This is a genomic window from Sporosarcina sp. P17b (assembly GCF_002743115.1).
Taxonomy (GTDB): Bacteria; Bacillota; Bacilli; order Bacillales_A; family Planococcaceae; genus Sporosarcina; species Sporosarcina ureae_C.
Genome location: NZ_PDYP01000006.1, coordinates 85,045 through 97,535 on the forward strand (window position 1 = coordinate 85,045; position 12,491 = coordinate 97,535).

12 protein-coding genes are annotated in these 12,491 nt (G+C 43.2%); 10 read left to right on the forward strand and 2 right to left on the reverse strand.

From position 1 onward, the window contains the following. The first annotated feature begins 2 nt into the window (after nt 1-2). A complete protein-coding gene (locus CSV76_RS09175) occupies nt 3-833 on the forward strand; it encodes an undecaprenyl-diphosphate phosphatase (protein ID WP_085427883.1) in 831 nt (276 codons plus the stop codon). 546 nt (nt 834-1,379) lie between these two features. On the opposite strand, the gene CSV76_RS09180 is transcribed toward CSV76_RS09175, so the two are convergent. Beyond that, nucleotides 1,380-2,117 carry an MBL fold metallo-hydrolase gene (locus CSV76_RS09180; protein WP_099625375.1) on the reverse strand — a complete coding sequence of 246 codons (738 nt, stop codon included), beginning with the start codon at nt 2,115-2,117 and terminating at the stop codon, nt 1,380-1,382. Between the two features lie 283 nt (nt 2,118-2,400). On the opposite strand from CSV76_RS09180, the gene CSV76_RS09185 reads away from it, so the two are divergent. The 5 genes from CSV76_RS09185 to CSV76_RS09205 all read left to right on the forward strand — a co-directional run bounded on the left by CSV76_RS09185 (nt 2,401) and on the right by CSV76_RS09205 (nt 7,817). Then, entirely contained in the window at nt 2,401-3,597 is a 1,197-nt protein-coding gene (locus CSV76_RS09185; protein ID WP_085427885.1) for a class I SAM-dependent rRNA methyltransferase, read from the forward strand. 83 nt (nt 3,598-3,680) lie between these two features. Further along, nucleotides 3,681-4,067, forward strand: coding sequence for a hypothetical protein (locus CSV76_RS09190; RefSeq protein ID WP_099625376.1), 387 nt, complete (start codon nt 3,681-3,683; stop codon nt 4,065-4,067). Nucleotides 4,068-4,083: 16 nt separating this feature from the next. Beyond that, nucleotides 4,084-4,578 (forward strand): DUF1648 domain-containing protein, encoded by a 495-nt coding sequence (locus CSV76_RS09195; RefSeq protein ID WP_099625377.1) that lies wholly within the window; start codon nt 4,084-4,086, stop codon nt 4,576-4,578. A 90-nt stretch (nt 4,579-4,668) separates the two neighbouring features. Beyond that, nucleotides 4,669-6,390, forward strand: coding sequence for a DUF2207 domain-containing protein (locus CSV76_RS09200; protein WP_099625378.1), 1,722 nt, complete (start codon nt 4,669-4,671; stop codon nt 6,388-6,390). 23 nt (nt 6,391-6,413) lie between these two features. Then, nucleotides 6,414-7,817, forward strand: a complete 1,404-nt coding sequence (locus CSV76_RS09205) for a cryptochrome/photolyase family protein (RefSeq protein WP_099625379.1) — start codon at nt 6,414-6,416, stop codon at nt 7,815-7,817. Here CSV76_RS09205 and CSV76_RS09210 read toward each other — a convergent pair. Then, nucleotides 7,814-8,704: a MerR family transcriptional regulator gene (locus CSV76_RS09210; RefSeq protein ID WP_099625380.1), complete on the reverse strand. Its 891-nt coding sequence runs from the start codon at nt 8,702-8,704 to the stop codon at nt 7,814-7,816. The genes CSV76_RS09205 and CSV76_RS09210 overlap by 4 nt on opposite strands. A gap of 119 nt (nt 8,705-8,823) precedes the next feature. Between CSV76_RS09210 and CSV76_RS09215 the strand changes: the two genes are divergently transcribed. The 4 genes from CSV76_RS09215 to CSV76_RS09230 all read left to right on the forward strand — a co-directional run bounded on the left by CSV76_RS09215 (nt 8,824) and on the right by CSV76_RS09230 (nt 12,484). Further along, entirely contained in the window at nt 8,824-9,264 is a 441-nt protein-coding gene (locus tag CSV76_RS09215) for a hypothetical protein (RefSeq protein WP_085427891.1), read from the forward strand. Between the two features lie 144 nt (nt 9,265-9,408). Beyond that, a complete protein-coding gene (locus CSV76_RS09220; RefSeq protein WP_099625381.1) occupies nt 9,409-10,701 on the forward strand; it encodes a globin-coupled sensor protein in 1,293 nt (430 codons plus the stop codon). 16 nt (nt 10,702-10,717) lie between these two features. Beyond that, nucleotides 10,718-11,788, forward strand: coding sequence for an ABC transporter permease (locus CSV76_RS09225; protein ID WP_099625382.1), 1,071 nt, complete (start codon nt 10,718-10,720; stop codon nt 11,786-11,788). Between the two features lie 3 nt (nt 11,789-11,791). Continuing rightward, nucleotides 11,792-12,484 (forward strand): ABC transporter ATP-binding protein, encoded by a 693-nt coding sequence (locus CSV76_RS09230; protein ID WP_099625383.1) that lies wholly within the window; start codon nt 11,792-11,794, stop codon nt 12,482-12,484. Nucleotides 12,485-12,491 lie beyond the last annotated feature (7 nt).

Here is a 12,491-nt window from a genome sequence, read left to right on the forward strand (position 1 = left end):
ATATGGAATTATTTGATTTAATTAAAGCGTTGATTTTAGGATTCGTAGAAGGAATGACTGAATTCGCACCCGTATCTTCAACAGGTCATTTGATTATTGTTGATGATATGTGGCTGAAGACGGAAGAGTTCTTAGGAAAGTATCCTGCCATTACATTTAAGATTGTGATTCAGCTCGGATCCATACTAGCTGTAGTCGTTGTATTTTGGAAACGGTTATTTAGTTTAGTCGGTTTGTATAAAGTAGATAGCAATGTCAAGATGAGTGAGCGTTTCAATTTGCTTCACGTTATCGTAGGCATGTTGCCGGCTGTCATTTTCGGTTTTGCGTTTAAGGACTTGATCGATGATTATTTATTCGGCGTGGAAACAGTTATTTTTGCGCTAGTCGCCGGTGCATTTTTGATGATTGCAGCGGATAAGTTTGGACCGAAAAATCCAAGTGTGGTGTCATTGGATCAGATTACATACAGACAGGCATTCACAGTTGGGCTTGTTCAGTGTTTGTCGTTGTGGCCAGGATTTTCCCGTTCGGGAGCGACGATTTCCGGCGGTGTGTTGTTCGGGATGAATCATCGGACAGCAGCTGATTTCACGTTTATCATGGCGGTTCCGATCATGATGGGCGCGAGTCTTGTGTCGGTGTTGAAGAACTGGGAGTATATGTCGATGGATGACATTGGTTTTTACGTGGTTGGTTTCTTGAGTGCGTTTGTGTTCGCACTGATTTCAATCCGTTTCTTCCTGAAATTGATTTCGAAAGTCAAGTTGATGCCGTTTGCGATTTATCGTATCGTGCTGGCAGTGATTTTGGCTGCGATTGTGTTTTTATAAGAAGTTAGACGACCTTTGCGTAAGTGGCAGAGGTCGTTTTTTTTGTGGGATGGAATTGGAAGGCTCAAAATGTGCTTGGGGTAGGGATTTGCGCTCTAGGCGGACGCGTTCGGGAGGGTGGGCGGTGAACCACACCCCTTCGCTTCGCTCGCCGGGTGTTTCACCTGTCCCACTGATCCTCCCCGAGTCGCCGCCTGCCGCTTCAATCCCGGCAATATAAGTGGGTGATAGTTATCGAAGTTCATTCAAGATTGTGTTGTGATTATTTCTGATTTTGACCTTAGATAAGTTTATGGAAAACAATAATTTACATTCTACTGCTAGTGAGTGCTCTAAATCCTTCTACTATAAAAGTAGGATGGAAGCGGAAGTTGGCGGCGACTCCCGATGGATCAGCCCGATCAGGTGAGACAACTAAAGGAACGCAGTGACTAGTTGGCTCACCGCGGGCCCATGGGAAAGCGTCCGCCAACTGGAGCTTCCATCCCCTCGTACTCTCAAACTTACTTACCACTCCTAAGCGCTTACTAATTTACTCCCCTATTCTTAAAGCATTGTATACTTCTTCCCAACTTCCGCAATCTGCGCTGAACCACTAAACGTTTTTCCTGCTTCATTCAATATCTCATTGATATCACCATGATGCGGCAAGTGGGTGAGGATGAGCTGCCCTACTTCGGCTTGCTGCGCCAGTGCGCCTGCTTGACTACCTGCCATGTGACCCGGTGACTTACCTAGATGCTCTTCGTACAAGTTAGCTTCGCAGAATAGAATGTCCGCGTGTTGTGCGAAAGGCACGAGCTTGTCCGACCATTCCGTATCTGCTGTGAAAACTACTGACTTGTCATCCACTGTGAACTTCATTGCGAGGCAGTAGACCGGATGAATTGTCGGACAAAACGTAACCGTAAATGGACCAATTTGAACGGATTCATTTTCCCGAGTTTCGATACCTTGCGTTTGTTCTTTATACGTTAACTTCGCAAATTCTTTCCTATTCCGCGCATGACCATAAATCGGTAGTGGTGGGGAAGGTTGTCCTAAGTAGTATTGAATCAATCGGCTATATTGCAGGCTTCCTATGTCTGCGATGTGATCCGCGTGGTAATGGCTGATGACCACTGCGTCGAGTTGGTCGAGTTCGATGTAGTTTTGCAAGGAAGATAGTACGCCGCTGCCGCAGTCGAAAAGGCAATGGAATCCTTCGTGTTCAATGAGAAATGAAGAGGTGGCGCTACTTGCTTTTGGATAGCCTCCCCAGATACCTAATGGGATGATGTTCATGTGAATTCCTCCTGTTTGGTTGTTTTAGTATGTTCATTGTAAGTGAAGGATGGGTAAATGTCGTAAAAGTATGTGTTTTTGAGGATACCGACTCTAAGCGCCACCTTTCACTTTTGTGTTATCCAGTTGCAGCGGCTAGGATCTCGGGTCATAAGTCGTGCTGGTCGTGAGGCAAAGAGCGCCTCAAGTCCAGCCCGTCTTATGCCTGTCGATCCTGACGAGCCGCTTTCACTTTTGGTTCATCCATGCGATAATAGAGAAAATACACTTTGAGGATGACGATATGAGTAAATTAGTTGAAATACAGTTGAATGCACAGGGCACGGTGGCTTTGAAGAAGGGGTATCCGTTGGTTTTGAAGGATGCTGTGATGAGTAGTGAGATTCAGGCGAAGGAAGGTAGTTTGATTCGTCTGACGGATCGGTATCATAAGTATTTGGCTACGGGGTATTATGGAATTCAAAATAAAGGAATCGGCTGGGTGCTGACTTCGAATGAAAGAGAAGAGATCGATTTTGATTTCTTTGATCAAAAAATGGCAACGGCTTTTGAACGACGTGAGGTATACGCGGAAGATCCGGATACGACGGCTTATCGTTTGTTCAATGGAGAAGGCGATGGAATTGGTGGTTTGACGATTGATTTCTTCGACGGTTATTACATGGTCAGCTGGTATAGTGAAGGTATTTATGCGTTCCGTCACCATGTCTATAATGTGTTGGACAAGCGTGGCGATTATAAAGCGGTCTATGAAAAGAAGCGCTTTGATTCGAAAGGGCAGTATGTCGAGCAGGATGATTTTGTCAAAGGAACGCCTGGAGATTTTCCGATTATCGTCAAGGAGAATGGCATGAACTTTGCGATTGATTTGAACGATGGTGCGATGACAGGTGTGTTCTTGGATCAGCGTGATGTTCGCGAGACGATTCGTGATAACTACTCGCAAGGTCGCGAAGTATTAAATACATTTTCTTATACAGGTGCGTTTTCCGTGGCGGCTCTACTAGGTGGCGCGAAGAAAACGACGAATGTCGATTTGGCGAAGCGCAGTGTCGCGAAGACGATTGAACAGTTCAGCGTCAATGGCATTGACTATGAGCAGCAAGATATCAAAGTGATGGATGTCTTTGATTATTTCCGTTATGCGAAGCGTCACGACATGAAATTTGGACTGGTTGTGCTAGATCCACCGAGCTTTGCACGTTCGAAGAAATATACATTTAGTACAGCGAAGGATTATCCTATGCTAATGAAAGAAGCGATCGCGGTTACAGAGAAGAATGGTTATATCGTAGCTTCTACGAATAACGCAAGCTTCAGTATGAAGAAGTTCAAAGGATTCATTGAGCAAGCATTTAAAGAGATGGATATGCGCTATAAAGTAGTGGAAGAGTCTTCGTTACCAAGAGATTTCCGCACACCGCGGGACTATCCTGAATTTAATTATTTAAAAGTAGTTATTGTGCAGAAGTTACGTTAATTCGTCACAAAAACGTTTGGTGACAATGTCAATATTTCCTAGTACGATGGATGTAACGAAGTCGTAAAACGGGAGGTAGACATATGAAACAAATACTTGCGCTGTTGGTGTTAGTATCTGTCTTTTGGATAACTGGTTGTTCCAATGTGTATAGTCAGGAAGACGGCTACCGGATGGCCATCATCAATCAAGGATTCCCTGTGCCGAAAGAAGCGTATGAAGTGAAAGCTGAAGATTGCATAGGAGAGATTTCTAAATCAGCAAAGTATAAGCTAAAAGGAATCGGTGACGCAGACGGCAATCCACCAGATCATTATTTACGCACGATTGAGGACTGGGGATGGACGGAAATGGTGGAAGACCGTAGAGGATCTATCCATTTCTATGAAAAACAAGGCAAGATCATGTCGCTCAATATTAAAGAAAATGTTTTTGATGTCTTTGAAATGACGAGCGCAAAAGAATCATAAGTTAGGTGGCGAGAGTATGGAGATGAAAAAACCGAAGCTCGACATAGAGAAACCTGCTGCAGCAAAAGTGTTCGATGTGTTGGTTATCGCTTTATTCGCTGCTGCTCTCGTCTATCTGCTCCTGCAGTGGAGTCGATTACCCGAACGAATTCCTGCACATTTTGGTGCGGATGGTGAAGTAGATCGCTATGGAACGAGAATGGAATTACTGCTGTTGCCGATTATTGGTATCGTCATGTGGGTAGGGTTGGGGATATTGGAAAAGTATCCGCATATGTATAACTACATTAATTTGCGGCCTGATAACATAGAAATCCACTATCGTTATGGCGTGCTGTTTATGAACGTCATCAAAAACATTTCAACCCTGTTGTTTGTCTTTTTGATCTGGCAAATGACAGACATTGCCTTGGCCAAAATCGCTACGTTGAACATGCCCATTTTTATCATGATCTTGGTACTGCTTTTTGGTTCAATGGGTATATACTTTTATAAAGCCATGAAATTATAGAATATCCATAACGAAAATCCAAATACTCTGCCAACAAATGAATCTATTAATCACCTCTTATCGTATACTCATGATAAGAGGTGATTTTTTATGAAATGGAAACTATTAATTGTCGCTTTACTGGCTTTTCTAGTTCTACCGATGACAGCGGGAGCCGTAGATTTTAGCATTCCGGATGTGAAAATCAATGCGCAGTTGGAACCTGATGGCACTGTTCGGGTAGAGGAGAAGCATACGTATGATTTTGACAGTGAATTTAATGGAATCATTCGAGAAATTCAACCGAAAAGAGGGGCTTCGATTGAAGGCTTTACTGCTTATGAAAAGGGTAAAGAATTAGAGATCGAAAAGCGCGGTCCAGAATATCGAGTACATCGCAAAGGAGACAGCGAAGTCATAACGTTCGATTTGCAGTATACGATTACCAATGGAATGGAAATGTATAATGATGGCGGACAATTCCTTTGGCCATTTTTTGACAGCCGTAATGAAACAGATTATGGCAATATGACGATTACTATTGTACCGCCTGCTGATGCGTCTGATGTGTTGTTCATCGGATACGACAGTGCGGAAGGGACTGGTAAGGTACAGCCTGATGGAACGGTTGTATTTTCGTTGGGAGAAGTTGATGCCGGGGACAATGGTGATATCCGCGTTGTCTATGAACCGTCTTTATTTCCAGGAATGACCGCAAGTGATCAAGATATTCGCCCATCAGTGAAAGAGGATCAGGAAACGGCAATTAGAAAACGTGAAGAGTTCATTCAAAATCAAAGGACTACCGGTATATTTGGTAGTGTCAGTGTTGCGGTCGGTATTTTAGGAGTGGGTCTGATTGGATTCTTTGCGAGTGCCAGAAGAAAAAGGTATAGCAAGGAAGCGCAATATGAAATGGATGCGAATGGTTTCTACGTTCCTTCCAATAATATGAGCTTACCAGCATTGCTTCTTTTCAAGAATGGCGTAGCTTCCGTAGAGTTGATGTCCGCGGCGTTGCTTGATCTCGTACGCAAAGGGCATGTAAAGCAAGTATCGGATGACGAGTTTGAGTTGATCGATGCGAACGTCAAACTAGAGCATGAGAAGCAGTTGATTCAATTACTATTTTACCAAATCGGACAGGAGAAAAAATTTACATTGAATGAATTGAATAGTTATACGAAAGAAAAGAAGAACTATGAAGCATTCGATAAAAAGTTTACGATGTGGAAAGATCTTGTAAAAGAAGAATTGAATCAGTATGAAATGAAGGTAAAGACAACGAAGGAGCGTGTGATCCTGAGCTTGATCGGGGTGCTTGGCATCGGATTCGCTATCGCTTTTGTCTATTATGAGCTGTACGCGCAACTGGTGTTAGTAGGGATTTTGACGTTGGTAGCTTTTGGCTTCGCACTGTTTTATAGTCCGTATAATTATGAAGGAACTTTGCTGAAGCTGGAGTGGGAGCGAGTGGATAAGTGGATGAAGGAACTTGATACGAAGAAGTGGGAAGGACTCTCACTTGATGATCGATTCCGTGTGTTGATTTATGGTGTAGGGGTGAAGAATCCAGAGTTGGACGCGTATTATAAAGACTTTGTCAGTGCTCAGAAGCAACTGGATCAGAATCGTACAAAATCACGACACGATACAGGAGATGGGTATTATGGAAGTGGCTACTATGAAGGCTCCGTCTACAATCCGGTGTTTCTCGCAGGATCATTCAACCAAGCTTCGTCGAATGTATCAAACAACGCGCCTAGTAGCGATAGTAGCAGCAGTGGCGGAGGAGGAACCGGTGGAGGTGGCGGTGGTTCGGGTGCGTTTTAAGGTGTGTAAAAGGAGAGAACAGAATGAGCAAAACAATAGTTTGGTTCCGAAAAGATTTGCGTTTACATGATCATCCAGCATTGGTGGAAGCGGCGGCACATGGAGAGGTGTTGCCCGTTTTCATTTTACCAAAAGTGCGTCATGCGGCATCGGATTGGTGGCTGCATCACAGCTTACTAGAAATCATCCAGCGCTTTGAAGACCAACAGATCCAATTTATTGTCAGAGAAGGACAACCTGTTGAACAGTTGATGAAATTGATAGAGGAAAGCGGAGCGGATCAACTAACTTTCAATGAATTATACGATCCGGAAAGCCGGGAAATAGAGCGTGAATTAGCAGAAGCTTGTGTGAGACAGCGCGTTCAAGTACGTTCATTCCAAGGGATACTCCTTGTAGCACCTGATGTGATTTTTAATAAAACCAATCAGCCGTATAAAGTATTTACTCCGTTTTGGAAGCGACTACTGCAAGAACCGATCGCAACACCGCTTGCGACACCTGATCTTATACCGTCTACTGTGAAATACTATTCATTGTCTTCAGGCGAATGGGGGCTTTTATCGGCTAATCGTTGGTATGACAAGTTAATGAATCATTGGCAACCTGGAGAAGTAGCCGCTATGGAGCGATGGGAAACGTTTCGGGACAGTGGATTATATGATTATCTAGTCGGGCGAGACCTTCCTGCAAAAGCTAGTGTTTCACGATTGTCTCCTTACTTGGCATGGGGAAATGTTAGTGTGCGTTCGTTATGGCACGGGGCGATTGCTGCGGCAGATGATGTCGGTGATCAGCAAGTAAAGGCTTTTATCCGTCAATTGGCGTGGCGTGACTTTGATAATTATCAGTTGCTATATTTCCCTGAGATGATAACGAAACCTGTGCGACCGGAGTTTGAAAAATTTCCGTGGCAACCCGCAGATAGTCGGTTAGAGGTATGGAAAACAGGGCATACCGGTTATCCATTAGTCGATGCGGGGATGCGTGAATTATGGGAAACAGGTTATATGCATAACCGAGTACGAATGGTTGTGGCTTCATTTTTGATTAAACATTTATTGATCGATTGGCGTGAAGGTATGGCGTGGTTTGAAGAAACTCTTGTGGACTTGGACATAGCAAATAATGCGATGGGATGGCAATGGGTGGCGGGCAGTGGCTTTGATGCCTCACCGTACTTCAGGGTGTTTAATCCGATTCTTCAGGCAAAGAAATTCGATGAAGACGCACAGTATATAAAAAAATGGCTGCCCGAGTTAACGGACATGCCAGTAAAGTTTGTATTTGAACCTGCGGAAGCGCCGGATGACGTGCTAAAAGCAGCGGGAGTTACAATCGGTACGACCTATCCAGCTCCGATGGTTGATCATCAAGCTGCCCGTGCGCGCGCATTGGCAGCGTATGATACATGCAAAAACACTTAAATTTCATCAATGGATTCAAGCAGATGAATATGTTGTAAATGTAGCTTGTCAGCCCAAATGAATGCGCCGTATCCACCTAGATAAAATTCGGTATTAGGATGTTTACCCGCAAATTCATCCAACTCCTGCATGAGCTGTGGATTCTTTTCAAACGGAAATGTAGTGGAAGCTGATAGCAATACTTTGACGGGCTTTATCTTATCAATAAGTGACTGAATAGCACCTGGAGCTGGTGACGAACCGATCATCGCTGTACGCCAGCCCTTGAGCATTAATTGTAATAAAAAAATATGCACCGGAATTTCATGCGATTCATTAGGGAGGCACGCGCCTAATAATATAGGGGAGTCCTCACGGTATTGGAAGTTGCGTCGTAGCTGGACGAGTTGATCTCGTACGACCAGACTAGACAAAGCTTCCTGATACTCGTCCCACTCACCACTTGCCCAGTGATCGCCTACTTCTTTCAAAAAAGGAATGACGATTTGGCTTAGGTAGTGTTCAAGGCCCAATCGATGATAGGCGGCTTGAAGGGAAAAGTTTAATTCTAATTCATCGCAATTTTTCCCGTGAAGCAATAAATCATTCAATATATCCTCTAAATACGTATCTTCGGAATTTGATGGCATGTCGGTTTTCTTCTGGGACTTGGCCATTTCGGCTGCCTGTGATAGTGCAAAGCCATCTTCTGCGTAACGTTTCATCAGTAAAAATAACCGAATATCGTCGTCATGATAGATTCGATATCCATTATCGAGACGGTGTGGAATCACAATATCATAACGTTCTTCCCATTTCCTCAAGACTTGCCTCGACAAGCCTGTTTGATCTGCAACCTGTTTAATTGTATACGTCGGGGTTTCAGATGACGGCTTCAAAGCAACCAACCTTTCTTTATACTAGAATGAACAATGACCAATTGCCTTGTTCTACATGTCTAACATTATACATAGATTTGACGAGACAAGTCAAATCTGTTATTTTTACATTGTAGGAAGGTGTATAAATGAAAACTAAATATATTGTGCAAGGCACCTGGATAGGCATTGTAACAGGGATTCTCCTCGCTGTTGTCTTGAAAATGGTGCAAGCGATAACAGGTGACAAAGTATATACACTGTTACTGAACGTAGATTACATACCCATCGTAAAAGAGTATCAATTTCCAGAAGTAATTGAAGTGTTTTTTCATCTTATCGTTTCAGTCGTACTCTGTATCATACTCGTGATCCTGTATGACAAGAGTAGGGGTTTCATACGTAACCATGCGATTCTGTTCCCTCTTCTAGTGAATGTCGCCATAGGGTTGTTATTGTATCCGACGACATCATTTTCTGACCGAACGCCAAGTGTTACAAACATAATTTCTTTGTTGTGGTGGGTCGCTGGTCATGCTTTGTACGGTTTCGTTGTAGGGGTTTTGATAAATAGGAAACCGAAAGAATAGAATAGGCCTATTCTAATGACAAACTCTAGTATTTGGAATTACTTATGTGTATAATTGACTAGTATACAACATTGTACAAAGTCTAAACAACCTAGAAAAGCAGCAATTTGTTCGTGTCAGTTGAAGAAAAAGGAGAATACTACTATGTGGATCACAAAAAGACGTAAGACATTATCATTAATACAACCTATTTCCTCTGTCCCTGTCAAATTGCAAGTACCGACCAAAGAAGTTCAATTGCAGTTGGATGCGATTCAATTAAGAGAGCGGGATCTACAACTATTACGTGCACTAAAAGAACCGATGAGCGCTCGGATCGATGAAATTGTAAAAGCATTTTATTCAAGTGTGACCGCAGTTCCTGAGCTGTCCCAGATAATTAAAAAGAACAGTACGACGGAATATTTGAGTAAAACACTAGCCGTACATCTCGGCGGATTATTCGACGGTGTAATTGACGAAGCATATTTGATCAATCGTAGTAAAGTGGCGAACGCACATTTACGAATTGGACTGGAACCGAAATGGTATATCGCAGCTTTTCAAAACTTGCATTCCACGATGCTCGACATATTATTTGATCTTGAATTAGATCGTGCGGAAGAGCGAGAAATGATTGTGGCATTAAGCAAAATATTGAATTTTGAAAAGCAGTTGGTTCTTGAAGCGTTTGAGAAGAGTACAAATGACTCAATCCGTGCAAACCAACAAGAAATAAAAAATAGCGTCAAACAACAAATTGGCAGCATTGCGCTTAAAATCGAGGAAAAGTCTGAATCTACATACGCAGTAGTCAATGATTTGATTGAGCAATCTGCTACACTAGACGGAAAAATACAAGAAAGTATCGTACGTTCCGAGACTTCTGCCAATCAAGCGCAATCGGGAATCGAGCAGATGGCGCAGATGGTTGTGACATCAGAGACGATTGTTAAAGAAACGAAGGGCATGGCGGAATTGGTTGAAGAATTGAACCGTGCCTCCATTCAAATTGAAGAGGTTGTACAACTAGTGAAAAATATTGCTGATCAGACGAATCTGTTGGCACTCAACTCCGCAATTGAAGCGGCACGTGCGGGTGTTCATGGAAAAGGCTTCGCGGTCGTTGCGGATGAAGTACGAAATCTTGCCGATCAGACGAAACAGTCGACAGATAATATTGCGCAACTTGTCGCGCAGTCAAAAGCAAAGACGCAAGCCGTTCATGTTGCCATTGATACGGTCACGAAGTTTGCGGATATGGGTATGAAAGAGACTGAAACAACGAGAGAAACATTCCAAAACATAACAGATACAGTCCATTTGACGATTGATGATATCCGGCATTTTTCAGACCATATGAAAAATCTGCAGGACGTTATTACATCGATTGGTGGCGTATCAAGAGAAGTAGTTTCAACTTCTTATGAATTAGAAGAAGCGATAGATGTCCTATAAAAGGAAGTGAGCATGAATGTTTTTAGCTTGGAGCGAAATTAAAAAGAATAAACTACGGTTTTTACTCATTACATCGATTTTGCTATTGGTATCGTTCCTTGTGTTCTTCCTATCAGGTCTAGCTAATGGATTAGCTAGCATGAATAGGGAAGCGATCGACACATGGAAAGTAGATGCTGTTCTACTGACGGAGGAATCCGATAAGAGCTTGTACGAATCGGCGCTCAACAAGGAAATAGCCGATGAGCTAGGCGCGAAAGAAACGGCTGTTGTCAGCCAAATGGGTGCCATCGCGAACAACGGTGACACCAAGCAAAACGTTATGCTCTTCGGTATTGACCGAGATGAGTTCATCAAGCCGGAAGTCAGTGAAGGGGACCCAACGTTTTATGTTCAAAACGGTGTGGTAGCGTCGGACGTGTTGAAAGATGAAGGCTTTAAGATCGGCGATACGCTGGAGCTGTCTTCATCTGATACGGAACTGACGATTGTCGGCTTTACGGAAAAGGCTCGTTTTAATGCATCACCTATACTTTACATGAAGTTAAATGATATGCAGAAGATCAAATTTGGAGACGCGTATACAATGAATAAAGATATTGTCAACGCGATTGTCATTAAAGACAAAGAATGGGATGCACTATCCTTGCCAGACAATACGGAAATCATTGAAACGGAAACGTTCATTGAGAATCTGCCGGGTTATACTGAGCAAAATTTGACGTTAACGTATATGATCTACTTCTTATTCGTTATCTCAGCCGCAATCGTTGCGATTTTCTTGTACGTATTGACTGTGCAGAAAATCAGCATGTTCGGTCTGATGAAAGCGCAGGGGATTTCCAGTGCGTATTTGGCACGATCGGTTATCGCGCAGACTTTCATTCTTGCGCTAATCGGGGTTGTCCTCGCATTCGGTCTGACATTACTTGCGGGAAGCTTCCTGCCAAATGCCGTTCCTATCATGTTTGATATACCTACCATGATTATTTATGGTTTGGTCTTAATAGTAGTGGCGATTCTCGGAGCCGTCATTTCGGTTTGGACGATTATCCGAATTGATCCGCTCGAAGCGATAGGAGGATAAACGATGGTACTAGAATTACGAAATGCGAAAAAGACGTTCGGTGAAGGCAATACGCTAGTCGAGGCGATGAAAGAGACCAATTTTGTAGTCGAACGTGGCGAATTGGTCGCTGTCATTGGCCCATCCGGTTCAGGTAAAAGTACGTTCCTGACGGTGGCTGGCGGTCTGCAAACTCCAAGTGAAGGTCAAGTGATCATCAATGGTAAAGAATTATCGCAGCTGAATGAAAAGCAGCGTTCTAAAATTCGCTTGCAGGAAATCGGTTTTATATTGCAGGCTTCCAACCTCGTACCGTTCTTAACTGTTGACGAGCAGCTGGAATTGCTGAATAAAGTGAAGAAAGACAATATGTCAAAAGACGAGCAACGTAAGTTATACGAGGATTTAGGTATTACCAAGTTGCATAAGAATTATCCTTCCGATTTATCGGGCGGTGAGCGGCAACGTGTGGCGATTGCTAAAGCGTTGTTTAGTAAGCCGGCGATTCTTTTAGCAGATGAGCCTACTGCTTCGCTCGATTCTGATCGTGCGTTTGAAGTAATGGAGTTATTACGAAATGAAACGAAGTCCAATCAAACAGCAACCATTGTCGTGACGCATGACGTACGATTGATCAAGTACGTAGATAAAGTGTACAAGATGACGGATGGTGTGCTAAGGCTGGAGAGTTCGGCTGAGGCGGATGTGACTGAGTAAGTGTAGT